This window comes from Salinivibrio sp. ES.052 (assembly GCF_900141775.1).
In the GTDB taxonomy this organism is placed as follows: Bacteria; Pseudomonadota; Gammaproteobacteria; order Enterobacterales; family Vibrionaceae; genus Salinivibrio.
Map to the genome: position 1 here is coordinate 70,210 of NZ_FSRI01000002.1, position 24,206 is coordinate 94,415.

Below are 24,206 nucleotides of genomic sequence, written 5' to 3' on the forward strand. Positions count from 1 at the left end.
GAAGTCGCTTATCCTGCAACGACTTTCGCAATCGCACGGTCTAGGCGCGCCATCCCTTCTTCAATATCGGCTTTAGTAATCACCAATGAGGGAGTAAAACGGACAACGTTTGGTCCGGCGACGAGGACGAGCAATCCTTCATCCCCTGCTGCAACCAAGATATCCCGTGCACTGCCTTCCCAGTCTTTACTCAACGCGGCACCCAGTAACAGCCCTTTCCCACGCACTTCACTGAAAATGCCATATTTATCGTTGATCGCTTCTAAACCGTCGCGGAACCATTGCTCTCGCTCAATCACACCGGCGAGGACTTCCGGTTTGGTGACTTCGTTAACCACCGCTTCAGCCACCGCACAAGCCAGTGGGTTACCGCCATAAGTTGAGCCATGAACACCAGGTTTCATGTGCGCCGCTAAGCTTTCCGTGGTGAGCATGGCGCCAATGGGGATCCCCCCACCTAGGGATTTGGCAGTGGCCAAAATATCCGGTTCAACACCCGACTCTTGGTAGGCGTAGAAGGTCCCTGTGCGACCATTACCGGTTTGCACTTCATCAAAAATCAACAGGGCATGATGCTTATCACACAGCTCGCGCACCGCCTGTAGAAAGCCGGGCTCTGGCGGCACGATCCCACCTTCCCCTTGCAGGGGCTCCATCATCACCGCACAGGTCCGATCGGAGATGTGATCCGCCAGAGCGGCAATATCGTTGTATGGCAGATGGGTGATATCTCCCGGTTTGGGGCCAAAGCCGTCGGAATAGGCAGGCTGGCCACCAACGGTCACGGTAAAGAAGGTACGACCGTGGAAACCTTTGGTAAAGGCGATGATCTCGCTCTTGTGCTCACCGTGCTCTTCTTTCGCCCAACGACGTGCCAGTTTCAGTGCGGCTTCGTTCGCTTCTGCACCCGAGTTGGCGTAAAAAACGCGATCGGCAAATGAAAGCTCTGTAAGGCGTTTAGCCAGACGCAATGCTGGGGCGTTAGTCATCACATTACTGAGGTGCCACAGTTTCTGTGCTTGCTCTGTGAGCGCATCGACCATGACCGGATGACAATGGCCTAAACAGCTCACCGCAATGCCGCCGGCAAAATCGATATACTCTCGGCCTTCTTGGTCCCAGATGCGCGACCCTTTACCGTGATCGGGGATCATTGGCATTGGGTTGTAACACGGCACCATGACTTCATCGAAGAGTTTACGTTCTACTTTGTGCTCCATTGTCATCACTCAATCCTTCTGTGTTTTATCTATGATGCATAGTATTTACATTATTTTAACTGCAGCAATAGCAGATTATGTTTTGTTTCCAGCAGGATAACAAACCTCATGCAGTTTAAAGAGATAGTTATGCATAAACTGAGAGCAAAGAGAAGGCGAGAGTGAGCAAGGGTATGATGCGATTGAGGCAAGGGTGGTCACCCCCACTGCCGAGGCTGCATAAGGTTGCAGCCATTGATAAAGCAGTCAAATATAGCGAAATGTAAAATTAGTGATAAAGATCGCTATTTATTGCAACTGTTTCTGTAAACAGTGAGTAGGAAAATCGCTGCACCAAGAGATTATTGCTGTAAAAAATTGGCCAGTAAGGCATGCCCGTTTTCGGTCAAAACGCTCTCTGGGTGGAACTGAACCCCTTCAACGGCAAGGTGGCGATGCTTAAGGCCCATGATGATCTCGCGACCATCAACGCCAGCAGTGGTTGCGGTCACCGAAAAACAGGCAGGAAGGCTCTGCGGGTCAACCAATAAAGAATGATAACGTGTCACTGTCATCGGCGTTGATAAGCCTGCGAAGACGCCTTCTCCTTGGTGCGTCACCGGGGAGGTTTTGCCGTGCATGACTTGGTTAGCACGTACCACCTGAGCTCCGAAGACTTGTGCGAGCGCCTGATGACCAAGGCATACGCCTAAAATAGGTATTTTTCCCGCGAAGTGCTCAATCACCGCTAACGAAATTCCGGCGTCATCTGGGGAGCAAGGGCCGGGGGATATCACGATATGAGTCGGCGCCATTGCTGCTATCTCGGCCAAGCTAATCGCGTCATTACGCTTGACGCACACCGATGCGCCTAGCTCACAGAAGTATTGATACAGGTTGTAGGTAAAAGAGTCGTAGTTATCGATGATAAGAAGCACTGTGCTAAGCCATGCGATGAGAGAATCGGCATGATGCTAACACAGTGCTTATAAGGCGTCATCCTAGCGCGGGCAGGTGCTCGCTGCTCACATTAGGATTAGCGTAGCTGACAGCGAAATCCCGTATATCGCACGGTCATTGGCGTATCGGCTGGCGCACTGCCGCAATAAACTGGAAACAAGCCCAGTGCTTTGACCGAGACCATAATGCGGTCGTCACCCTGCAGTGCCAATGATTGAACCAAAGGGCTCGCTTGGTCAAATTGACGCTGACTACGCCATTTCATCCATGCGTGTACCGGACTTTTTTTCCCGTTCAGCAATGGAATAATCGGCAGAAAACTGCGGTTATTCACAGTGACCGAGACGGGCACCACAGGTTCCGGGTAGTTGAGTGACACTAGAACCGGATCGTGGTCTGACGACGAGAATGGATTACTCGATTTGACCAAATCCCCGGTATATTGACGGCTGTATTCAAACAAGGTGCTCTCTACCGAGTTAATATGCCAATCCTCAACCCCTACCACTTTGTTGGCCAAGCTGGCATTGGCGAGTGCATGGTCAAGGCTGCCTAACTCACCGGAATAAGAGTAAGAGTAAGCTTTTTCACCTAACCAATCTGTCGCAAGATTCGTATAACCGAGCCCTTGCTCGACCGCTTTTGCCGTTGGATGCATGGGCACGCCACGAATTTCCGTCCCTGCAGCGGTCATAATGTCCCGATCGCTTGGTGTTCGCTGGTAGTCAGTAAGAACACGGACCGGATCTTCTTTGGCGTAAGCATTGAGGTCACCCAAAATTAATACGTCACCGTCAACGGCTTTGAGACGATCGCGTAGTGCAACGGCTGCAGACACCCGGAACGCATTACAATGTCCTTGCATATCAGCCGTGTCAGTTTCAAATTCACCGGCGATCCAATCTTCATAGCACCCCGAGCCTTTCGATTTAAAATGATTCACCACCACACTCAGCGGCTGATCGTTGATCGTAAAGCGCTGGATTAAACTATCACGCTGATATTTGTTCAGCGCTTTGGTCTCTCCGTCTGGGTTTTCACCACTGATATGCTGCTCTGGCATCCGAACGGCTTGCGCATCACCGGCAAGGTCAACCTTAGCCGGCCGGTAAATCATCCCCACCATAATGGCATCCGAACCAAAGAAAGCACCTTGGGTTTTCTCTGCATCGCTCGGTTCGACAAATTGGTAATGATCATCCGGATGGCTAAATTGGGCATTTAAATGGGTGACCAAATCAGCAATGGCACTCCCCGTTTCAAAACCGTTATTTTCGATCTCCATCAAACCAACAATATCGGCATCCATCGCGGTTAACGCATTAACGATTTTGCTTCGTTGGAGGTCAAATTCGGCAGCGGTTTTCGCGCCTCGGTTGCATCCACGATTGGCGTCAGCATCAGCACGGTCTTCACACGTCACGTTCAATGGTCCGCCCACCGCGCTGGCGCTGGTAAAATAGTTCAGTACGTTAAAACTCGCGACCTTAATATCCGCCCCCGGGACAGTATCTGGCGCGGCTTGGCGATCACGACGATGAACAATATCGCCGGCGGTGATGGTATTGGTCGTGACTAACCGATATTGGCTATAGCTGTAACCCACCACACCGTTCAGACGCTCTATTCGATCACCAATACGTAAATATCCCTGCTCAGCATCTAAGCCAGGGAAGTAAGGGATCTCACCGTCTTTCGCTTTCTGATCGCTTTCGATGTACAGCTGATTATTCGCATTATGCTCAGCCAAAGCTTGGGTGTCGGGTGTTAACGCCGGATAAAGTTGAGTGGGTTTATATAAAGGCGTTTGATGCGATAACACCATATTGTTACGGAAGGCATCATAGTCAAAGCCAAAGTTACGCGTGATCACTAACTCACTGTCCGCATCCATGGTCACATGCATGCCTTCATAACGCTCCAATGCATCATGCAAGGTTTCCTCTGGTGCCACACGGATCGTGGTCGGTGGGAGCGCCCCCTGATACACGCCTTTTGCCACCTGTCCATCGGTGACCCCTAATTGGGTATGACCGTAATACTCTTTAACTTTACCACTGGCACAAAGCATATCGCCTGGCGCCAAGTCCAAGCGTTGAGCATCGCCCAAATAGACAAACAGGCCGTCTGATGTTGCCGGATCACCGTCTCCTTGACGATCTTGAATCCATACCCCTTGATATAAGCCTTCCGTCACCGCCGTGACCACGCCTTCTACCGCATAGGTTTTCTCTGAGCTGTACTTCCCATCAGGGACGAGTGGGCTACGCTCTCCATCTCCTTGAATCGCGTAAATGGGGGTTGGGGGGGTCACCCCACACTGATAGTTTTCTGTGAGCGGTGCTTTTGCCGAAGCAGGGAGGGTAATCCCCGCTATCACCAACGCAAGCGGTGACCACATCAATGACTTTTTCATACCTGTTCCTTCACGTAAATTGAGTGTTTACTCGAAAATCGCATGTATTATTCACGATAGATACAAGGTATGACGTGATATGAATCGCACCAAAATCAGCCGCTATTGATGAAGTGATAAGAAGTGAGAGGCCGGTTCAGTGTTGATCAAAAAAGCAGCGAGATCAGCTCGCTGCTTTTTTGTACGGTAACAATGATGTGCTAGACGCGTGGAACAAAACCGACAGCATCGTACACATTACGCAACGTTTCCTGAGCCCTGGCAGAAGCGTGTTCCGCCCCTTTTTGCATCACGCTATCAAGCAGAGTGCGATCGGCTCTATACTCACGGTAACGCGCTTGTAGTGGTTCGAGCATCGCCACCACAGCCTCAGCGGTATCTTTTTTCAAGTGACCATACATTTTGCCTTCATAGGCTTTTTCCAACGCATCAATCGATTCACCTGTCGCACCAGACAGCAAGCCAAGCAAATTAGAGACACCTGGCTTTTCTGCACTATCAAAACGCACACGTGGTGGCTCTTCTGAGTCGGTGACCGCCCGCTTTATCTTTTTAGCGATGGCTTTCGGGTCTTCCAACAAACCGATCACGTTATTGCGGTTATCGTCTGACTTCGACATCTTCTTGGTCGGATCCTGCAGGCTCATCACCCGTGCATTCACGTCTGGCGTATAAGGCTCTGGCAACGCGAACACATCGCCATACCGATTGTTAAAACGCGTCGCCACGTCACGCGCCAGTTCCAGGTGCTGCTTCTGATCATTCCCCACCGGCACTTGGTTCGTTTGATACAACAGAATATCCGCGGCCATCAACACCGGATAACTGAACAATCCGGCATTGATGTTTTCAGCATGGCGCTGGGATTTATCTTTAAATTGGGTCATGCGGTTTAGTTCACCCATTTGGGTGTAGCAATTCAGTACCCAGCTGAGTTGAGCATGCTCCGGCACATGAGATTGAACAAACAAATTGCTCTTTTCTGGGCTGACACCAACCGCTAAGCATAACGCCAACGCATCCAGTGTGGCTTCACGCAGTGCGTTAGCATCTTGATGCACAGTGATCGCATGTAAATCCACCACACAATATTGGCAATCATAATCATCTTGCATCTGTTCCCACTGACGCAGTGCGCCCAGATAGTTACCAATACTTAACTCGCCTGAGGGCTGCACACCACTCAATACAATGGGTTTCGAAGATTGACTCATGATGATTCAGTTCCTTTACATATTGCCCGTGTGGGCGATCTTATTTGCGTATTTAAATCGCTATGCGGGGTGGTTGGCAACCACCTGTCCTAGCGCACTAAAGTGGTCAAGCACATAGCTTGGCTGGCTATCGCTGATGGGTTCACCGTAGTTGTAACCATATGTTAGCCCCACTGAGGCAATACCCGCATTGTGCGCTGCTAAAATATCATTTTTTGAATCGCCGACCATCAACATCTGGGCATTGGTTAACGCATGCTTATCGCGCAACAGATGCAAGCCTTCTGGATCTGGCTTGCTGGTTGATAGACTATCACCGCCAATCACATCACTAAACAAGGACGCTAAGCCCAAATCTTCTAAGATGGCTGGCACAAAAGCGTATGGCTTATTGGTGACCACACCCAGTTGATAACCCTGCTGGTGCAGCGTGGTTAGCGTTTCTTTCACCCCAGAATAGAGCACCGTTTTTTCATGCCCATTGTGTTCATAGTGATAGTTAAAGCGTGCTCTCGCTTTTGCGACGAGTGCAGCGTCAAGGCTAGGATCGTGATCATGATGACGTGACAAGGCACGGCGAATCATAATATCCGCCCCGTTACCGATCCAACCCGTCACCTCCGCCACCGTGACGGTCGGCATCTCCAAGTCTGCCAGCATCATCTGCAGCGCTTGGGTCAAATCCGGCACACTATCAACCAAGGTGCCATCTAAATCAAATGCAATATAACGCAGGCTCATACGACTTCATTACCTTTCTACTTTGGCCAGTTCGGCACGCATTTCTTCAATAGCGGTTTTATAATCAGGTTGACCAAAAATGGCTGAACCCGCGACGAACATATCGGCGCCCGCTTGTGCCACTTCAGCAATGTTATTGGCTTTCACGCCACCATCGATTTCCAAGCGAATATCACGGCCACTGGCATCGATACGTTGGCGGACTTCACGCAGTTTATCTAACGTGGTAGGAATAAAAGATTGGCCACCAAAGCCTGGGTTAACGGACATAAGCAGGATCATATCCAGTTTATCCATGACATAATCTAGGTGGTGGAGCGGCGTTGCTGGGTTAAAGACCAAGCCAGCTTGCATGCCGTGCTCTTTGATCAACTGCAAGGTGCGGTCAATATGCTCACTGGCCTCCGCATGAAATGTCACCATATTGGCTCCCGCATTGGCAAAATCGGGAATAATGCGGTCTACTGGTTTCACCATCAGGTGAACGTCAATGGGCGCGGTGATACCATAATCACGCAAGGCTCGGCAAACCGGAGCACCAAACGTCAAATTGGGTACATAGTGATTATCCATCACATCAAAGTGAATCACATCCGCTCCCGCGGCGAGCACGTTTTCAACTTCTTCGCCTAACCGGGCAAAGTCTGCAGATAAAATCGATGGCGCGATTAAAAAATCCTTCATAGTACGGTCGCCTCAGTTGCCAAAAAGTCGCCATAATTCTACCCGATATCCATAGTGAAGTCTTATCTGATCGGTGTTTTCTCGCCCTGGCAATTGGCAAGTACCAGACACTTAACTAAAGTAACAAGAGATGCCGAAAAAGGAGGCAGGATGGGTAACAAACCTAGACCTAAAGACGTGATGAAGAGTGTGATTGCCGCTTTATTTGGGGTCCAATCACAACACAATCGCGAGCGGGATTTCGGTCATGATTCACCGGCCGCCTACATCATCACCGGCGTGGTGATGATTGGGCTATTGGTGGCGGCATTATTAGCACTGGTCAGTATGGTGACTTAACCGCGAGGAGTGACATCCGCTTTAGGCACATTCGATGCCACTAGGGGGTGGAAGGCGGAAGGAGAAAAAAGTGCCAATAATTCGTCCACTTTATTTCGACCGCTACCATTCCGGCTAATGGTCCGTTTAACTTTGACCACATTAAAAGAGGCGCCACGATACAAACGACGGGTGTAAGGGGTATCGTGATTCGAGATAAGAACGGGGATGCCCTGAGCCACAGACGCGTGCTCGGCATGCTCTGCGAGCAAGGCTTGATCATCCAGCGTAAACCCGTTAGTCGCATAAGTGGTAAAATTAGCCGTTGCGGTCAGCGGGGCATACGGGGGATCACAGTAAATCACATCCCCTCTCCTCGCGCGTGCAAAGCTCTCGGCATAGCCCTCACACACAAAGTCAGCACGCTGGGCCTTTTCAGCGAACATCGCTAACTCTTTTTCCGGAAAGTACGGTTTTTTATACGACCCAAACGGCACATTGAAACCGCCTTTTTTATTGTACCGGCATAAGCCATTAAAACCGTGGCGGTTCATGTACAAAAAGTAAAGCGAGCGCAAGTAAGGGTCCGTGGTAAGGTTAAACTCACGGCGCACATCCAAATAGCGCTCTTTTTGGTTGTATTCTTGGCAAAAGAAGGCGCGCGCATCCGCCACAAAACGCAGCGGCGTTTGCTTAATAATGTTGTATAGATTGATAAGATCTGGGTTGATGTCAGCCAAAATATAATGGTCGTAATCGGTGTTTAAGAATACCGACCCAGCACCGACAAAGGGCTCGATAAGCGTGTTCCCCTCGGGAAGATGACGACGGATGTCATCGACTAGCGAATACTTACCACCAGCCCACTTTAGAAACGCGCGATGCTTTCTCATTGCCCCTGATCTATCTCTGCGGTGTGAAAAGGGGCGGATTGTACCTTATTTTGCCTCATCAATCAGCGGATTTTACTGCCCATTTGCGCGGTTGATTTCGCGATGAATCTGGCTGAATGACTTCACAAAAGGCTGTAACGCACGCACGTTATCTGTCAATGTCAGTTCGGTACGACGCGCCGCTGTGACACTCGCGTAATCACCGAGTAAAACCATGTACCACGTCGTATTGTTCCGACGCGTTTGATAAACCTGTACGCGATCGCCCAGCTGGTAGTCATCGATCAAATCGATTGCATCTTGGCGTGATTGTAATGCGGCCAACTGTAAAGCATAGCGCTGCTCAGAAACATTGAGCAAAGCCTGAGTGGCTAACGGAAGGGCCTCTTGGCGGCTTGCCGTGGATATCGATGGCTCTGCTATCTCGGTCTCTGCCACCGTTTGAGTGTTAGTCGCGACGCCTTCATCGGTCATTTCTGGTGATGCCGGTGCGGGTACTGCCTCACTGATTTCACTGGCAAGCGGTTCATCGACAGCCTGGGTACCATCTCCTCCAACATCTTGCTCATCAATAATAGCGTCAACGACGTCATCAGGTACAACCACACGTTGTCCTTCGTCATTGCGGCCGACCGTTAACCCTTCACCGTTCACTTCTTCTGGTAAATTGGTTTTATCTTCGGTGATCGTTCCTGAGTCAGTCTGCGTCTGCACCGTTACCATCTTGCCTGATAACGTTTCCTCAGTGGCATTGCGCTCTGTGCCGGTAGTTTGTGGATCAATGGTCGCTTGCTGTTCATTCAGCAAATCATCCAAACTCTGCAGGCCCTCAGGCAAGATGCTTTCTGACGACGCGCTGTCTTGGCTGGGGAAAACCCACCAAATCACACCGGCACCCACAATCATCAGCACTACCGCCAAAAGCAGCATTAGGAAGGGTTTATTATTCTTTGCGGGCTTTTTATTGTCTTTACTCACAGCGCCTGTCTCCTGATTATCCTTTTCCATGATAGTGCCGGGGTACACGGTTTGATTGGCAAGTTTGGCTAACCACTGCTTCTTTTTCTCAGCATCAATACGCTGCGTGACCGCTAACACATCGATGAACATCTCTTCTTCACCGTCATTAAGCGGTGAGATTTCCAGTTCTAATGGCTTTTGATCATGGCCATAGGACACCTGACGTAACCACTTGTTCAACTTTCCTGGTAAGGCAAACAACACCACATTGATACGCAAATGGTCTTGATTCTGAGCATGTTGTACCAATGCCCATAATTCAGACAATAGCCCCGGCGTTAAGCGATGCGCATCATCAATCACCAACAGTGCATCGCATCCAGCACCATCTAGCATCATCGTCAAGCTGTCTAGGAGGGGGTCGGCTTCATTAAACACACCGTCTTTGACGACCTGGCGAAGCAGGATAGCGCGACGCTGTGCATCACTTTGTGCCGTGTGGCAAGCCAGGAGTGCATGAACGTGGGCATCCGCCCATTGCTCCATATAACGTTCACTGAGCCACGTTTTACCGGCTCCCTCTGGGCCGGTGACTTGGATCAAGTTAGCGCTAAATCGAGTGATAAATTGCAGTCGAGAAAGAAGCTGGGTTTGGCTTTCCAGATCCAACGCTAAGGTATCAAAAGTGTCTGTCATGCATTCAATGGTTAACCGGCATCAATCACATCAGCAATACACTGATGTGGTACATCTGCAACCACTTGAGCCTGGCCTATCGCTGTCGGTAAAACCAGACGCAACTGTCCTGAAAGCACTTTTTTATCACGCATCATGTGCTTAATAAAAGCATCGTAGTTCATCTCACTCGGGGACTGTACCGGAAGATGCGCACTTTCCAACAAGGCAGTGATGCGGGACACACTTTTTTCATCGAGCAAGCCGTGATGCAAAGCGGTTTTGGCGGCGAGGACTGTCCCTGCTGATACCGCTTCACCATGTAGCCAGTTGCCATAACCCATTTCTGCTTCAATGGCATGCCCAAAGGTATGACCGAGGTTGAGCAATGCACGTACGCCTGTTTCCCGCTCATCTTGAGCAACGACATCGGCTTTGATTTGACAACAACGCCGGATAGCATAACTCAATGCATCCGGAGAAAGCGCGGTCAGCGCCGCCATTTCACTGTTCAACCAATCGAAGAAGGGGGCATCAGCAATCACACCATATTTGATCACTTCTGCCATCCCCGCAGCAAATTCACGACAGGGCAAAGTGCTTAGCACTTGCGTATCAATCACCACCGCTTTGGGTTGATAAAAAGCCCCGATCATGTTTTTGCCAAGCGGATGATTTATCGCTGTTTTACCACCCACTGACGAATCAACTTGCGCCAATAAGGTGGTAGGCACTTGGATAAAATCCACACCGCGTTGATAACAGGCACTGGCAAATCCGACGATGTCGCCAATCACTCCGCCCCCCAAGGCAACGAGCACGACATCACGGTTATAGTTATTTTCTAATAGAAAAGTATTGATGGTGTTGAATGTTTCTAGCGATTTATACGCTTCACCATCAGGTAAGCTCAGGCACGCAACCTCTGCCGCACCCGCCAGTTTGAGTGTCGAGACCAGTGAGGCACCATAAAGCGGCATCACTGTCTCGTTGCTTATAACAGCAACCCGACGCGAATGGACGCCCTCAAATAGGCTAGCATCAGCTAAAAGCCCTTCACCAATCGAGATAGGGTAGCTACGCGCCCCTAGGTTAACGTCTATCCGTTCCATGGTCGGGTCCTGTGGTTGGTTATTGCTGCTCTAACAGCGCCATGATTTGATTAGCCACCACTTTGGCACTTTGATCATCGGTACGCACAACGTAATCCGCAATTTCTTGATATAAAGGATTACGCTCTTCCGCTAACGATTCCAGCACTTCACGTGGTTGGTCGGTTTGTAATAATGGTCGTTTCTTATCGCGTTGGGTACGTGCCAGCTGCTTCTCGATAGTGGTTTCCAAATACACCACTACGCCACGAGCTGATAGGCGGTTACGGCTTTCTTTGCTCATTATCGAGCCACCGCCAGTCGCGAGTACGATACCCTGTTCTTCAGTGAGGTCGTTAATCACGTTTTCTTCGCGTTTACGGAAACCTTCTTCACCTTCAACGTCAAACACCCATGCAATGTCTGCCCCAGTACGATCTTCAATCACTGAGTCAGAATCATAGAATTCCATATGAAGTTGCTGAGCAAGATGACGACCAATTGTGCTTTTACCAGCCCCCATAGGGCCTACCAAAAAGATGTTTCGTTTTTCAGCCATTTTAAGCAATTTTACGCGCGGTTAAATAAGACAACACCGCCCGCAGGCTTAATATAAAAAGCCCGAGGCGCCAATTCCTCACAGATATTTCGTGATCAGATTAAAAATTATCTCAGGACAGTGACCCCTTTGGCAACACCTAACCTACCCTGTGACGATTTTAGGGGTCACAAAGATCAGAAGTTCGCGTTTTGCATGGTCTTTTAATTGGTGCCGAAACAGTCCACCAAGCAAGGGAATATCCCCTAATAATGGCACTTTCGTTTCTTTATTGATCATCGTGTGCTGAAAAATACCCCCCAAGACCACCGTTTCACCATTTCGAGCTAAAACTTGGGTGTTGATGCGCTTGGTACTGATCGACATCGCCTCCCCTTTGCCTGCCACGACCGATTTTTCCGGCATATCCTGAGTCAGCTTTAAATCTAGCACTAAGGTATTATCCGGAGTGATCTGTGGTGTCACCGACAAGCTCAACACCGCTTTCTTAAAAGAAACCGCCACCGCGCCACTGGATGAAGCTTCTAAATAGGGTAGCTCCGTCCCCTGTTCGATATAAGCGGCCTTTTTATTCGTGGTGATTAGCCTTGGGCTAGAGACGACCTCAGCCTTCCTCTCACTTTCAAGCGCAGAAAGCTCCAAATCAAGCAGTAAATCGTTCCCCAGCTTCGCCACTTGAAAGGCCATGCTTGAGGCCGATGGGTTCACCGCCGCCAAATTGACATTGAGGAAATCACCAATCGTGCTGCCCTCATTTGCCGCATCGTTTAAGCTATCCGGCCCTTGTGCCGCCAAATCGCTATCCCACATCACGTTGCCTTCAATCGAAGGGCCTACCGTTGTTGAGCGGTTTCGATTCAATAACCCCCAACGCACGCCAAGCTCATCCACCGACCCCTGTTCAACCGTGACGATGCGCGCTTCGATCTCCACTTGCTTAACGGGCACATCCAAATGCTTCACCAAAGTGCGAATGCGGCCGATATTTTTATCGATATCCCGGATAATAATGGCGTTGGTCCGCGCATCAAGTGATACCGCTCCCCGCGGAGATAATAAACTCACTCCCTGACCTTGTCCGCGGATTAACGCCGCCACCTCACTGGCTTTGGCATAATTCACAGTGATCACGGCAGACGACAAGGGCAACAGCGTCTCAGCTTGTTGAGCCATTTCCAAATCTTGTTTTTCTCGAGCCATCAATTCGTTGCGAGGAGCCACCAGCATCACATCACCGCGTTGACGCTTATCTAAACCCTTCACTCTCAAAATGACATCTAGCACATCTTGCCAAGGCACACCGTCAATCCGCATCGTTACATTGCCCTGAACACTGTCCGAGGTGACTAAATTGAACCTATTTTGCTCAGCAATCAGCTGAAGCACCGCCCGTACGGGAATATCTTGGAAATTGATTGAGATCGGCGCATTACGATGGGTTGGCTGAGAAGACGCTGTGGCCTGTTCCGATGCGAGTACGGTCACGACTAACTGTTTTCCTTGTTGGTGATAGTCGAACTCCACCGCGTGCTCCGACTGAATGCGGAGTTGCGCATATCCAGACGGCTGAGAAACGTCGATAGCCATCACTGGCGTGTTGCTCTCTCGGGTATCCATACGCTGGATCAACACTGGCGAGACCTTAACTTGCGGTAAACGAATGTTCAGTTGGTCTGGGGTAGGCTGACGAAAGTCCGCCATTATTGCCGGATGGTCAAAGTCCAAAACTAATTGCGCCGCTCCCTGTGCTGAGCGCGTTATATTCACATTTTTCAGTGTCACAACCGTAGATGCCTGCACCGGTACACTGACCATGGCGCTCCAAATAACCATCAGCATCATGACAGCTCGTACCCTGCGCATACCAAACGCTATTGGTGCAGTGGAAATGATCATAATAGTACTCCTTTTACGACAAGTTTGGGGCGATTGATAGGGTAACGGTGCGCTGCTGCCAGCAACCCAAACCGTCGGGTAGTACTTGCTTTATCGCCACGTGATCGTGGTTAACCGCCATCACCCGCCCATGATGTTGACCCAGTCGGTCACCTTGAGCGACTTGCGTTACCACACCATTGGGTAAAGCGATGAGCGCATGCTTTTGTCCCCCTTTAGTTAAGCTCCCCTTCATGGCCAGTTGCTCTAGCGATAATGTTGAAAGCGGGGTCTCACGCCAGTAAAAAGAGGGCTGCCAACAGTCTCCGGGAGACACCCGTTGTTGGCCTGACGCAGCAGGAAGTGCAAACGGATCCCGATGATCATGCACAAATGCCACAGAGTGATACTTAGGGGGCGGAGGGATCCGAGTGGCAGTGACTGCCGCTTGTCCACGTACTTGTTGCATAAAATGGCGAATATCGCTGTCTTCGCCCTGACAGCCACTTAATATAAACAGTAAAACCCATACACAGACTCTGAACATCATGTGGCCCTATTCCCTATTGTGCGTGCTTTTTCGGCGTGGTACGGCCAGTGAAACGATATGTAGTCGCGGAGACAGAGAGACGTAATAGAGGAGATGATCGTTCTGTCTCCCGCGTAAGCACAAAGTCTTGCAGAGACACCAAACGAGTCATTGCCGCAATATCGGCACTAAAGGCACCAATGTCCTGATACTGACCTTGGAGCACAATGTTCATGGGGATTGCGTCTAACCAGCTACCGTGTATTCTTGGTTGCCACGCCAGCGTTTCGAATTGCAGCTGATGGCGCATTCCTACCTCGTTGACCCCCGCGAGTAGGCCTGCCAGCTCCTCTTCTTCCGGTAATTGCGCGATAAGCTGAGTGTATTGTTGGTTCAGCGCGACTAACTGCTCGTCTACATCCGGTAATGCTGCCACCTCGTAGGCCCGCTGCCGGTAACGCGTTTTTAGTTGCGACGTGTGCTCTTGAGCTTGCAGTAACGCTGCATGGTTGGGCTGCACAATTCCGACCCAAGCCACACTCCCAAGCACCATGATGACTATTCCCCATAGGCTTAATTTCACCCACAAAGGCGCAAACGGTAAGCGCCGCCAATCCCAGTCCATCATGACTCTTCCTCCTGGTCTCCTGGCAGCTGCGGTGCGACATAACGCGTCAGCGAAAAGTTTAATTTAAACCGCTTGTTGGGCCCGCTTACCTTTTCATCGGTGATCACGGTGTCAATGTTTAACCCAGAAACGTCACTCTGTTTCTCCAAGGCGGCCAACAGGCGGGCAAGCTCAGCGTTTGAGGTGACCCATCCCTCTAGACTGATCTGGCCTTCTTGTTGCACTAAACGGGTTAAATAGGCGCCTGGTGGGATCACCGTCGGTATAAAATTGAGCACAGCCGTCACATTGTTACGCTGCTGCTGGAGGCGGTTAACGAGCCCGAGACGAGATTGCAACGCCCGCCGTTTTTCATCTTGCTGTGCAAATCTCGCCAACGTATGTTCAAACTGCTCAATACCTTGCTCTAGTTGTTGGTGGCGGCTTTGCTGCTCATGGAGCCAATGCTGCTGCCATTGAGTGATCATCAACACTGTGATCAACGCACACACTACGACCATGAAAGTTTGCAAGATAAAAACACGCTCTAGGCGACGCTGTGCTTGCGCTCGCCATGGAAGTAGATTAATCCTCATGGCCTTACCCCACGAAATGCGAGACCCAGCGCTGCACAGCTTTGGGCACACAGAGAAGCCTGACCAAATGCCTCGCCAGGATGGATAAACGTGCACGATGTCGATGCCGGGCTAGTGACATGTGTGGGCCAATCCCCGCTGAGCCAAAGCGGGACAACTGAATGGGGGTGGTGGGTACCGTAACGTTGATACGCTTGGTCAAGATGTTGTTGCAGTACGCGAGAGCGCCCGAGGTCTCGTTCTCTCACCTCCGGGTTTGCATCCATCGTCATTGTGCTAACTGTCAAACGATGTTGATACAGTTCTCCATCAGGTAAAGCGCAGATGACCGACAGTGTCCCCGCGCTGAGGTGTAACCATAATGGTGCACTATCAGGCTGATAATGCTGAACCAACGCATGATAAACTTCTTGTAGCCCTTGTTGTTGCGTATCCACAATGCTGACATTCAGGCCTCCCTCTTTAAACGCCGCGAGTAAGGGCATCAATGCTTGTCGGCGGCACGCCACAACCTCGTAGGACACCTGCCCAGATTGAGGACACGATGAGCGCTGCTTCATAAAATCAAAAAATAGACCACTCATGTCCATATTAAGCGCCACACTTAATGCTTGGCCAACAACCACTTCCTGCTCGAGTGGGTCATCAATGTCTGCTGCTGTCAGGGTTTTTCTGATCACCGTTTCATCCTCAACCCCAACGACTACGGTTGGCGAAAACCGTTGATGCCAAGGCAGGTGGGAGAGCAGTGTTTTTTTGAGTGTTTTTATCGTCTCAGGCAAAGTGTCTTTATTATCACACTCAAAGGTATGATAAGCAGAGACAGTCAGGGTTGATGAGGCAGGGCGAACTGCGACAGCGTGGCTTATCTCTTGGCCCACAGCGATACCTAAAACTGCCGAACTTGGGATCATTTCGTGTTAGGCTCCAACGTCAGCGTAAGGTCAGTATTTATAAAACTGACCTCATCACGGGTTATTTTTAATGCTGGTGCCTTTATACTACTCACGTATGATTATTGAACGGCTCAACGGCAATAGAACGGGAAATTTCAGGTGAAGTTCATAAAGCGTTTGCTTATCTTTGCACTGGTTTGCACAGTGCTTGGAGTCACTACAATCTTTGGGTTTTACCTGTATGTGAAACCCGACCTCCCCGATGTGGCAACATTAAAGAATGTCGAGCTACAAACGCCGATGCAGGTTTATAGTGCAGATGGTGAGTTGATCTCGCAATTCGGCGAGAAGCGTCGCATTCCAGTCAAGCTTGAGGATATTCCTCAACCGATGATTGACGCCTTAATTGCTACCGAAGATAGCCGCTTTTATCAACACCCAGGTATTGACCCAATCGGTATTGTCAGGGCTGCGGTGGTGGTGGCGATGTCCGGTAGTGCCAAGCAAGGGGCGAGTACCATTACCCAACAACTGGCACGGAATTTCTTCCTCTCCAATGAAAAACGGATCATGCGCAAGATAAAAGAAATTTTTATCGCGGTGCATATCGAACAGTTACTCAATAAAGAAGAGATCCTCGAACTCTATTTCAACAAAGTCTTCTTAGGATACCGCGCATACGGTGTGGGCGCGGCCGCACAAGTGTATTTTGGCAAAACCCTCGATCAACTGACTTTGAGTGAGATGGCGGTGATTGTCGGTCTCCCTAAAGCGCCATCCACCATGAACCCTCTTTATTCACTCTCGCGCTCAACCGAGCGTCGAAACGTCGTGTTGGGGCGAATGCTCAAAGAAGGCTACATTTCCAACGCAGAATACCAGCAAGCGAAAAATGAGCCTATTGTCGCGCGCTATCATGGTGCTGAAATTGAACTCGCTGCGCCTTATGTCGCTGAAATGGCACGTGCCTGGGCAGTAGAACAATTGGGTGATGATGCTTACACCTCTGGGGTCCGTATTTTTACCAGTGTGAATGCCGATATGCAGCGGGCGGCCAATGACGCTGCGATGGATAACATTCTTGCCTACGACCGACGCCATGGTTTCCGGGGGCCGGTTGCAATACTTTGGCAGGCGTCTAGCGCACGCTGGCAACATCAACGTATTGTCGATCACCTTGCCAAGCAACCCAGTTATGGTCCACTGGAACCCGCCGTTGTGACTGACGTTCAGGCACAATCTGCCCAAGTAGTGGGTCCCAATGGTCGTGAAATATCTCTCCCTTGGGAAGGCCTAGACTGGGCGCGCCCTTATATCACCGATAGTCGCCAAGGCCCGGCGCCTCAGCGTGCTGATGAATTCCTCGCCAGTGGTCAGCAGGTGTTTATTCGCCAGGTCGATGACAGCTGGCATTTAGCCCAAGTCCCCAACACCAATACTGCACTGGTTTCCATGTCTCCATCGACGGGGGCCATCAAAGCACTGGTGGGTGGCTTTAATTTTGTCCACAGCAAGTTTAACCGCGCCACCCAATCAGTGCGCCAAGTGGGTTCGAGTATCAAGCCGTTTATTTATTCCGCGGCGGTGAATGAGGGCATGACACTTGCCACTTTGATTAACGATGCCCCCATTAATCGTTGGGATCGTAGCCAAGGGGTCGCCTGGCGGCCGAAAAATTCGCCCCCGCGCTATGCAGGACCCACCCGTGCACGACTTGGTTTAGCCCAGTCTAAAAACGTGATGGCAGTGCGCGTGCTACGTCGAGTAGGACTGGATGATACCTTAGATTATCTCACCCGCTTTGGCTTTAAACGCGACGACCTGCCTCGTGCCGAAGCCATCGCCCTTGGGGCGGGAAGCTTAACCCCGGTTGAAATGGCACAAGGCTTTAGCGTATTTGCCAATGGCGGCTACTTCATGGAGCCCTTTATCATTGATCGGGTCGAAACCCCATTCGGTGAGGAAATCTATCGCGCCAATCCACCCATCATTTGTGATAACTGCGAGCAAAAAGCCGACAAGTCCGATCCATTTAACGAGCAGAATTTGCTAGAGAACAACGACACCACCACACAGCGTCATGCCAAACAGGTCATTGATGAGCAAAATGCATTTTTGGTGCGCGAAATGATGCAAAGCAACATCTGGGGTGGCGGTGATTGGCGCTACGGGACAGGCTGGAATGGCACCGGTTGGCGCGCACAAGCACTCAAACGACGGGATATTGGCGGCAAAACCGGGACCACCAATGACTCCAAAGACACTTGGTATACCGGCTATGGCCCAGGCATTGTGACTACGGTGTGGGTCGGTTTTGATGACCACTCTCGCAAGCTTGGCCGCACCACCCGCAATGCCAACTTAAGTGACGAGCGCCAGCCTATCCGTGGTGCCGAGTCTGGGGCAAAAACGGCCGAACCGGCTTGGATTGATTTTATGCAGCATGCGCTCGCGGATGTGCCAGAGCAGAGTAAAGCCGCGCCACCGGGCATCGTCAAAGTGCGCATTGACCGCGAAACGGGCCTACTCACACGGAAAACCGATCATACTTCGATGTTCGAGTACTTCGTGAAAGGCAGCGAGCCCACCGAATATGTGTCGTCACAATCGGATGGCAACATTTATGAGTCAGGCACAGAGTCGCTGTTTTAACTCTGTTACATCGTCAATAGCCGCATAAAATCAAGACGCCCGCATTCACGATGCGGGCGTCTTTTTATCTACGCGTCACGCGCCGCTCTAGTGACGAGTTCGATCATTCATCACGGCAGTCATTTGTTCATGGATGGCGTCAGCCAACTGCTCATAACGGCCACGTAATGGCGAGCCAGGACGGTAGTCGAGGGTGATTTGTCGCGACGGCGTCGGCGAGGTGGTCGGAATATACACCACGCCATCTCGCTTATCAGCAGGCACAGACAATTGAGGCAACAAGGTGATCCCACTCCCCGCCGCCACCATGTTGCGCAAGGTCTCTAAGCTGGTGGCGCGAAAGCGCTGATCTTCGCGCGCGCCCACTTTAAAGCAAAAGCCCATCGCTTGGTCACGTAAGCAATGGCCATCGCCGAGCATTAATAAGGTTTCGCCTTGCAATACATCTAACGCCACCTCGGCACAATCGGCGAGGCGGTGTTTTTCGTTCACCGCGAGCAACATCGGCTCGTTGTAAAGTGGGAGCTCTTTTAAATGCTGAGCCTCTTCCACGGAAGCCAGAATAATACAATCGAGCTTGCCCTCTTCCAGCTGCTGCACCAACTGTTGCGTCTGCCCTTCGTGAATAAACAGCTCCAGATCCGGGAAACGATCACGCAGTAGCGGGATAATTTTAGGCAGCAGGTAAGGCCCGACCGTAGGGATCAGACCGATATGCAAAGGGCCGGTCATGCTTTCCCCTTGCTCACTGGCCAATTCGGTCAAAATTGTGACTTCCCGCAAGACGTTACGTGCCTGTTGTACTAACCTCATACCGGCATCGGTGAACAACACACGACGGCTGGTTCGCTCTAACAAACTCACACCCAGCTCATCTTCCAACTTGCGAATTTGCCCGCTTAAGGTCGGCTGGCTAACAAAGCAGGCTTCGGCCGCTTTACGAAAATGTCGATGTTCGGCCAAGGCGACCAAGTACTCCAAGTCACGAATGTTCATCTTTGTCTCTTCTATAGAGGATAACTATCAAAACCATAGCATTAAGCGATTAGAGCTATCAATCGCAATCGGTAATACTGATCCCATCAAAACGCGGCGAAGCACTCGCCCACTCACTTGAAGCAAAACTTGAATCAAAAAAGGACATCACCATGACAGCAACAAAAGAAGGTCAGCCAGTACCACAAGTCACCTTCCGTACACGCGAAGGCGACCAATGGAAAGACGTTAGCACCGATGACATCTTTGCCAACAAAACCGTGATTGTATTCAGCCTGCCAGGTGCGTTTACCCCAACCTGTTCATCGTCGCACCTGCCACGCTATAACGAGCTGTATCCGGTGTTCCAACAGTACGGCGTCGATGACATTGTCTGTGTGTCCGTCAACGATACCTTTGTAATGAACGCGTGGAAAGCCGACCAAGACGCTGACAACATTCATGTCCTACCTGACGGCAACGGTGAGTTCACCGATGGCATGGGGATGCTGGTCGACAAAAACGATCTTGGCTTTGGCAAACGCTCATGGCGCTACAGCATGCTGGTGAAAAACGGCGTGGTCGAGAAAATGTTTATCGAACCCAACGAGCCGGGCGACCCGTTCAAAGTGTCTGATGCCGACACCATGCTGGGCTACATCGCCCCTGAGCACAAACTGCAAGACTCGATCACTGTGTTTAGTAAGCCAGGCTGCCCATTCTGTGCCAAGGCCAAACAAGCCCTGATCGATGAAGGCCTTCAGTTTGAAGAAATCATCCTCGGTAAAGACGCCACCACGGTTTCTTTGCGTGCGGTGAGCGGTCGCGCCACCGTGCCACAAGTATTTATCGGTGGCCGTCATATCGGTGGCAGTGAAGAGCTCGACACCTATCTAAATCAGTAATCCGCTGTTTGGGCGGCCTCTTTGCCGCCCGTTATTTTCCCAGGAGAAAGCAATGAAAACATTAACGGTTGATGTGGCTGTGATTGGTGGCGGAACCGCCGGACTCGGTGCTTATCGCGCAGCCAAAGCGCATACGGATAACGTGGTGATGATTGAAGGCGGCCCCTATGGCACCACGTGCGCGCGGGTTGGCTGCATGCCTTCCAAACTGTTAATTGCGGCGGCTGAAGCGGCACATCATATCGACAAAGCCCCCGGCTTCGGTGTGTATCCCGGCGGCACCACGGAAATTAATGGCCGTGAGGTGATGGATCGGGTGAAACGCGAGCGTGACCGCTTTGTCGGCTTTGTACTGGAAAGTGTCGATGACATTCCCGCCCAAGACAAAATTGATGGCTATGCGCGCTTTATCGATGATCACACCTTAATGGTTGACGATCACACCACCATCCATGCTGATCGCATCGTGATCGCGACAGGTTCGCGTCCAAGCTGGCCGTCCGCTTGGGATCACCTTGGCGATCGTTTAGTGGTCAATGATGATATTTTTGAATGGGACGATTTGCCCAACTCAGTCGCCGTGTTTGGCCCGGGCGTGATTGGCCTTGAGCTCGGACAAGCGCTGCATCGCCTTGGGGTCGAGATGACCATGTTTGGCGTCGGCGGCCAAGTGGGCCCGCTGACCGATCCGGACATCATGGCCTATGCGGATAAAACCTTTAGCGAGGAGTTTTATCTCGACGCCGATGCCAAGGTGGAAGAGATGGTGCGTGAAGGCGATAAGGTGCAAATCTGTTATCGTGATAAAGAGGGCGAAAGCCAACTGCGCTGGGTCGACTATGTGGTTGCCGCCACCGGTCGTCGCCCTAATGTCGACAAGCTAAACCTCGATGCGACCAGTATCAAAGTGGATGCCCGCGGCGTGCCGGTTGCCGATAGTTACACCCTGCAAACCACGGCATCGCACATTTTTATTGCCGGTGACGCCAGTAACCAAATTCCGTTGCTGCACGAAGCGGCTGACCAAGCGCGCATCGCCGGTGACAATGCCGGACGCGGCAAAGATATCCGTGCCGGATTGCGCCGCAGCAAGCTCTCCGCAGTCTTCTCCGACCCACAAATCGCAATGGTGGGCGAAAGCTACAAAGCGATTACCGACCGTCTCGGCCCCTGTGGCTGCTTTGAAACCGGCGTGGTGTCGTTTGAAAACCAAGGCCGCTCACGGGTGATGCTGCGCAACAAAGGCTTGTTACACGTTTATGCCGAACAAGGCACTGGTCGCTTCCTTGGCGCCGAAATGATCGGGCCGAACGCCGAGCACTTGGCCCACTTGTTGGCATGGGCACATCAAAACCAAATGACCATTTCGCAAATGTTGGATATGCCCTTCTATCACCCAGTGATTGAAGAAGGGGTACGTACCGCGCTGCGGGATGTGAATGCCAAGCTCAAACTCGGCCCTGAAATGATCAAACACTGTTTGGACTGCGGCCCAGGCTGCTAATCCACTGCTCTTTTCGCCGACCTTCGGCGCTTTACAGGCGCTGCCTGTTGCTTCCCCAAGCACTTGCTTACCTTTTTTGCCCTCCTGATTGGAGGGCTTTTTTTGTATCCGGCGGCCCACTGCGCCACAATAGCGTATCGCCATCACCGACCAAGAGAAACCGCATGGCTTGCAAATACTGCCAGTCCGCGATTTGGCAACAAAAACTGGGACGCTGTACCCGTTGTATGAAACAACTGGCCGCCATCTGCGCGCTACTTTGGCCGCTTTGGTGGTGGGGCTATGCCGACACGCCACGGCAAGTGGAGTCGATTGCCTTGTTATTCGCCGCCGGCAGTGCCAGTGTGCTACTCACGCTGCATGTGGTGATTTATCCGTTTCGGCGCAATAAAAAACCCGCGCCGGGGCGCGGGTCATCAGACACACCAGACGATTAATCAGCCAGATCCGTGGCTTCGTTAATCACGTGGAAAATGTAGTTTTGCTCCACGGCCCCTTGGAACAACCACGCCATCGGACCACGCGCCATGATGGCCACATCTTCGCCGGAGTGGGTTTCCGAACCGAGCTTAATCAAAGATTGCTGTTTGTAATCCAGCTCACGCACCTGCCCTTCTTGCAAGTTTTCACGCTCACCTTTCACCGCACCCGGGCCGTTGCCATAGGTGATCGTGGTATAGGTTTTACCAAAATCATCCTGATTCAAGCGCCCTTTTTGGCGCGATAAACCGAGGATCGGATTGCCCCGCTCTGCGTAACCGTTCATCACCATGGTATGGGCGTGGTCCGCAGTAACGATCACTAGGGTGTCTTCTGGGTTAGTTTTCTCTAAGGCCACTTTAATGGCATCGTCATAAGCCAGCGTATCTTCTAACGCTCGCGCGGCGTTGCCCGCATGGTGGGCATGGTCGATACGTCCAGCTTCCACCATCATCACATAGCCATCTTTGTCACGGCTGAGCATATCAATCGCTTTGCTGGTCATTTGCGCCAATGACGGCTCATCTTGGCTTTCGCGGCGATCGGCTTCGTATTTCATGTGGCTGCTTTCAAATAAGCCGAATACCCGAGAGGTGTTAGCAGCGTCGATGGCATCAAAACCGGACTGATTAAAAATGTATTGGCCATCAGGATGGCGTGTTTGCCATTCTTCAATCAGGTTGCGTCCATCTTTACGCTTGCCCTTTTTGCCTTCAGGGTCGACGCTATCGGCAGGGATGAACTCACGGCGTCCACCGCCAAAGGCCACCTGAAAACCCTCCCCGGAGTCAAAATCGACAAATTGGCTGGCGATATCGGTACAACCTTGGTTTTTGGCAATGTTGGGCAACTTGCTATCGTTCTCCCAATTGCGATCTGCACTGTGCGCGTAGGTGGTGGCTGGAGTGGCATGAGTTAAACGGGCGGTTGATATCACGCCAAGGGCCTTACCCTTCTCTCCTGCCATTTCGAACAAGGTTTTTGCTTCATTACCTTTTGCGGTGCTACAAAAACCACGCTGGACGTTATCGTCAACGCTGATGATCCCCGCTTTGGTTTTCACCCCGGTGACCATGGCTGTCGCGGTCCCTGCCGAATCAGGCGTTTGCATGTCAGTATTATAGGTTTTTGCTAGCGCTACATGCGGCAAGCTTTCCATGCCGAGACGATTTTCTTCACCGGTTTTACCCTGTTGCTGTCCTTGATAGATACGTGCTGCCGTGACTGTCCCTACGCTCATGCCGTCACCGACAAAGAGGATCACATTTTTGGCTTTACCTGTGATAGGTGGATTGGCTTTGGCCGCCGCCAGTGCCGCTTGCGCGTCTTGATACCAAACATCATTTTGTTGAGGCACTGCCGCGTGTGCAGTCGCCGTTAATAACGCTGAGGCCACCGCGGCCGTAAGGATTGTTTTCACTACAAAATCTCCATCATTAATGAGAAACGCAGGCATGGTGACCACTGAGCGTGACGC

22 protein-coding genes are annotated in these 24,206 nt (G+C 51.2%); 5 read left to right on the forward strand and 17 right to left on the reverse strand.

Features of this window, described 5'->3' with window-relative positions; translation table 11 throughout:
- Nucleotides 1–8: 8 nt before the first annotated feature.
- From BUQ98_RS09870 to rpe, 6 genes are all read right to left on the reverse strand, one after another.
- Entirely contained in the window at nucleotides 9–1,226 is a 1,218-nt protein-coding gene (locus BUQ98_RS09870) for an aspartate aminotransferase family protein (protein ID WP_074213691.1), read from the reverse strand.
- 335 nt (nucleotides 1,227–1,561) lie between these two features.
- Nucleotides 1,562–2,137, reverse strand: coding sequence for an anthranilate synthase component II (locus BUQ98_RS09875; RefSeq protein ID WP_074213692.1), 576 nt, complete (start codon nucleotides 2,135–2,137; stop codon nucleotides 1,562–1,564).
- 98 nt (nucleotides 2,138–2,235) lie between these two features.
- The gene (locus BUQ98_RS09880; RefSeq protein WP_074213693.1) at nucleotides 2,236–4,575 is read right to left on the reverse strand and encodes an ExeM/NucH family extracellular endonuclease; all 2,340 of its coding nucleotides are present in this window, start codon (nucleotides 4,573–4,575) and stop codon (nucleotides 2,236–2,238) included.
- A gap of 200 nt (nucleotides 4,576–4,775) precedes the next feature.
- Entirely contained in the window at nucleotides 4,776–5,789 is a 1,014-nt protein-coding gene (gene trpS, locus BUQ98_RS09885; RefSeq protein WP_175566313.1) for a tryptophan--tRNA ligase, read from the reverse strand.
- Between the two features lie 60 nt (nucleotides 5,790–5,849).
- The gene (locus BUQ98_RS09890; RefSeq protein WP_074213695.1) at nucleotides 5,850–6,530 is read right to left on the reverse strand and encodes a phosphoglycolate phosphatase; all 681 of its coding nucleotides are present in this window, start codon (nucleotides 6,528–6,530) and stop codon (nucleotides 5,850–5,852) included.
- Nucleotides 6,531–6,539: 9 nt separating this feature from the next.
- Entirely contained in the window at nucleotides 6,540–7,214 is a 675-nt protein-coding gene (rpe, locus tag BUQ98_RS09895; protein WP_074213696.1) for a ribulose-phosphate 3-epimerase, read from the reverse strand.
- A gap of 150 nt (nucleotides 7,215–7,364) precedes the next feature.
- Between rpe and BUQ98_RS09900 the strand changes: the two genes are divergently transcribed.
- Nucleotides 7,365–7,553 carry a DUF2970 domain-containing protein gene (locus BUQ98_RS09900; protein ID WP_074213697.1) on the forward strand — a complete coding sequence of 63 codons (189 nt, stop codon included), beginning with the start codon at nucleotides 7,365–7,367 and terminating at the stop codon, nucleotides 7,551–7,553.
- Here the strand turns inward: BUQ98_RS09900 and BUQ98_RS09905 are convergent.
- The 9 genes from BUQ98_RS09905 to BUQ98_RS09945 all read right to left on the reverse strand — a co-directional run bounded on the left by BUQ98_RS09905 (nucleotide 7,550) and on the right by BUQ98_RS09945 (nucleotide 16,231).
- A complete protein-coding gene (locus BUQ98_RS09905) occupies nucleotides 7,550–8,425 on the reverse strand; it encodes a Dam family site-specific DNA-(adenine-N6)-methyltransferase (RefSeq protein ID WP_074213698.1) in 876 nt (291 codons plus the stop codon). The genes BUQ98_RS09900 and BUQ98_RS09905 overlap by 4 nt on opposite strands.
- Before the next feature lie 72 nt (nucleotides 8,426–8,497).
- Entirely contained in the window at nucleotides 8,498–10,081 is a 1,584-nt protein-coding gene (locus tag BUQ98_RS09910) for an AAA family ATPase (RefSeq protein ID WP_074213699.1), read from the reverse strand.
- An 11-nt stretch (nucleotides 10,082–10,092) separates the two neighbouring features.
- Nucleotides 10,093–11,172: a 3-dehydroquinate synthase gene (gene aroB / locus BUQ98_RS09915; RefSeq protein ID WP_074213700.1), complete on the reverse strand. Its 1,080-nt coding sequence runs from the start codon at nucleotides 11,170–11,172 to the stop codon at nucleotides 10,093–10,095.
- A gap of 19 nt (nucleotides 11,173–11,191) precedes the next feature.
- A complete protein-coding gene (aroK, locus tag BUQ98_RS09920; protein ID WP_025739049.1) occupies nucleotides 11,192–11,710 on the reverse strand; it encodes a shikimate kinase AroK in 519 nt (172 codons plus the stop codon).
- Between the two features lie 144 nt (nucleotides 11,711–11,854).
- Nucleotides 11,855–13,606: a type IV pilus secretin PilQ gene (locus tag BUQ98_RS09925; RefSeq protein WP_254813918.1), complete on the reverse strand. Its 1,752-nt coding sequence runs from the start codon at nucleotides 13,604–13,606 to the stop codon at nucleotides 11,855–11,857.
- Nucleotides 13,607–13,619: 13 nt separating this feature from the next.
- Nucleotides 13,620–14,135 (reverse strand): pilus assembly protein PilP, encoded by a 516-nt coding sequence (locus tag BUQ98_RS09930; RefSeq protein ID WP_074213701.1) that lies wholly within the window; start codon nucleotides 14,133–14,135, stop codon nucleotides 13,620–13,622.
- A 13-nt stretch (nucleotides 14,136–14,148) separates the two neighbouring features.
- Nucleotides 14,149–14,742, reverse strand: coding sequence for a type IV pilus inner membrane component PilO (locus BUQ98_RS09935; RefSeq protein ID WP_074213702.1), 594 nt, complete (start codon nucleotides 14,740–14,742; stop codon nucleotides 14,149–14,151).
- Complete coding sequence (locus tag BUQ98_RS09940) at nucleotides 14,739–15,317, reverse strand: PilN domain-containing protein (RefSeq protein WP_074213703.1); 579 nt, start codon at nucleotides 15,315–15,317, stop codon at nucleotides 14,739–14,741. The genes BUQ98_RS09935 and BUQ98_RS09940 overlap by 4 nt, the downstream gene beginning before the upstream one ends.
- Nucleotides 15,314–16,231 (reverse strand): type IV pilus biogenesis protein PilM, encoded by a 918-nt coding sequence (locus BUQ98_RS09945; RefSeq protein ID WP_074213704.1) that lies wholly within the window; start codon nucleotides 16,229–16,231, stop codon nucleotides 15,314–15,316. The genes BUQ98_RS09940 and BUQ98_RS09945 overlap by 4 nt, the downstream gene beginning before the upstream one ends.
- A gap of 141 nt (nucleotides 16,232–16,372) precedes the next feature.
- On the opposite strand from BUQ98_RS09945, the gene BUQ98_RS09950 reads away from it, so the two are divergent.
- Nucleotides 16,373–18,865, forward strand: coding sequence for a penicillin-binding protein 1A (locus BUQ98_RS09950; protein WP_074213705.1), 2,493 nt, complete (start codon nucleotides 16,373–16,375; stop codon nucleotides 18,863–18,865).
- Nucleotides 18,866–18,952: 87 nt separating this feature from the next.
- On the opposite strand, the gene oxyR is transcribed toward BUQ98_RS09950, so the two are convergent.
- Nucleotides 18,953–19,861: a DNA-binding transcriptional regulator OxyR gene (gene oxyR / locus BUQ98_RS09955; protein ID WP_074213706.1), complete on the reverse strand. Its 909-nt coding sequence runs from the start codon at nucleotides 19,859–19,861 to the stop codon at nucleotides 18,953–18,955.
- A 152-nt stretch (nucleotides 19,862–20,013) separates the two neighbouring features.
- On the opposite strand from oxyR, the gene BUQ98_RS09960 reads away from it, so the two are divergent.
- The 3 genes from BUQ98_RS09960 (at nucleotide 20,014) to BUQ98_RS09970 (ending at nucleotide 22,686) form a co-directional block, all read left to right on the forward strand.
- Nucleotides 20,014–20,745: a glutathione peroxidase gene (locus BUQ98_RS09960; protein WP_074213707.1), complete on the forward strand. Its 732-nt coding sequence runs from the start codon at nucleotides 20,014–20,016 to the stop codon at nucleotides 20,743–20,745.
- 52 nt (nucleotides 20,746–20,797) lie between these two features.
- Complete coding sequence (locus BUQ98_RS09965; protein WP_074213708.1) at nucleotides 20,798–22,249, forward strand: dihydrolipoyl dehydrogenase; 1,452 nt, start codon at nucleotides 20,798–20,800, stop codon at nucleotides 22,247–22,249.
- Nucleotides 22,250–22,413: 164 nt separating this feature from the next.
- Nucleotides 22,414–22,686 carry a DUF3624 domain-containing protein gene (locus tag BUQ98_RS09970; protein ID WP_074213709.1) on the forward strand — a complete coding sequence of 91 codons (273 nt, stop codon included), beginning with the start codon at nucleotides 22,414–22,416 and terminating at the stop codon, nucleotides 22,684–22,686.
- Here the strand turns inward: BUQ98_RS09970 and BUQ98_RS09975 are convergent.
- A complete protein-coding gene (locus BUQ98_RS09975) occupies nucleotides 22,683–24,149 on the reverse strand; it encodes an alkaline phosphatase (protein ID WP_254813919.1) in 1,467 nt (488 codons plus the stop codon). The genes BUQ98_RS09970 and BUQ98_RS09975 overlap by 4 nt on opposite strands.
- Nucleotides 24,150–24,206 lie beyond the last annotated feature (57 nt).

What these genes read in the sequence shown, in the direction of transcription:
- BUQ98_RS09870 (WP_074213691.1), bottom strand. Translation starts at nt 1,226, where the DNA reads ATGACAATGGAGCACAAAGTAGAACGTAAACTCTTCGATGAAGTCATG.
- BUQ98_RS09880 (WP_074213693.1), bottom strand. Translation starts at nt 4,575, where the DNA reads ATGAAAAAGTCATTGATGTGGTCACCGCTTGCGTTGGTGATAGCGGGG.
- trpS (WP_175566313.1), bottom strand. Translation starts at nt 5,789, where the DNA reads ATGAGTCAATCTTCGAAACCCATTGTATTGAGTGGTGTGCAGCCCTCA.
- BUQ98_RS09890 (WP_074213695.1), bottom strand. Translation starts at nt 6,530, where the DNA reads ATGAGCCTGCGTTATATTGCATTTGATTTAGATGGCACCTTGGTTGAT.
- rpe (WP_074213696.1), bottom strand. Translation starts at nt 7,214, where the DNA reads ATGAAGGATTTTTTAATCGCGCCATCGATTTTATCTGCAGACTTTGCC.
- BUQ98_RS09900 (WP_074213697.1), top strand. Translation starts at nt 7,365, where the DNA reads ATGGGTAACAAACCTAGACCTAAAGACGTGATGAAGAGTGTGATTGCC.
- BUQ98_RS09905 (WP_074213698.1), bottom strand. Translation starts at nt 8,425, where the DNA reads ATGAGAAAGCATCGCGCGTTTCTAAAGTGGGCTGGTGGTAAGTATTCG.
- BUQ98_RS09910 (WP_074213699.1), bottom strand. Translation starts at nt 10,081, where the DNA reads ATGACAGACACTTTTGATACCTTAGCGTTGGATCTGGAAAGCCAAACC.
- aroB (WP_074213700.1), bottom strand. Translation starts at nt 11,172, where the DNA reads ATGGAACGGATAGACGTTAACCTAGGGGCGCGTAGCTACCCTATCTCG.
- aroK (WP_025739049.1), bottom strand. Translation starts at nt 11,710, where the DNA reads ATGGCTGAAAAACGAAACATCTTTTTGGTAGGCCCTATGGGGGCTGGT.
- BUQ98_RS09925 (WP_254813918.1), bottom strand. Translation starts at nt 13,606, where the DNA reads ATGATCATTTCCACTGCACCAATAGCGTTTGGTATGCGCAGGGTACGA.
- BUQ98_RS09930 (WP_074213701.1), bottom strand. Translation starts at nt 14,135, where the DNA reads ATGATGTTCAGAGTCTGTGTATGGGTTTTACTGTTTATATTAAGTGGC.
- BUQ98_RS09935 (WP_074213702.1), bottom strand. Translation starts at nt 14,742, where the DNA reads ATGATGGACTGGGATTGGCGGCGCTTACCGTTTGCGCCTTTGTGGGTG.
- BUQ98_RS09940 (WP_074213703.1), bottom strand. Translation starts at nt 15,317, where the DNA reads ATGAGGATTAATCTACTTCCATGGCGAGCGCAAGCACAGCGTCGCCTA.
- BUQ98_RS09945 (WP_074213704.1), bottom strand. Translation starts at nt 16,231, where the DNA reads ATGATCCCAAGTTCGGCAGTTTTAGGTATCGCTGTGGGCCAAGAGATA.
- oxyR (WP_074213706.1), bottom strand. Translation starts at nt 19,861, where the DNA reads ATGAACATTCGTGACTTGGAGTACTTGGTCGCCTTGGCCGAACATCGA.
- BUQ98_RS09960 (WP_074213707.1), top strand. Translation starts at nt 20,014, where the DNA reads ATGACAGCAACAAAAGAAGGTCAGCCAGTACCACAAGTCACCTTCCGT.
- BUQ98_RS09965 (WP_074213708.1), top strand. Translation starts at nt 20,798, where the DNA reads ATGAAAACATTAACGGTTGATGTGGCTGTGATTGGTGGCGGAACCGCC.
- BUQ98_RS09970 (WP_074213709.1), top strand. Translation starts at nt 22,414, where the DNA reads ATGGCTTGCAAATACTGCCAGTCCGCGATTTGGCAACAAAAACTGGGA.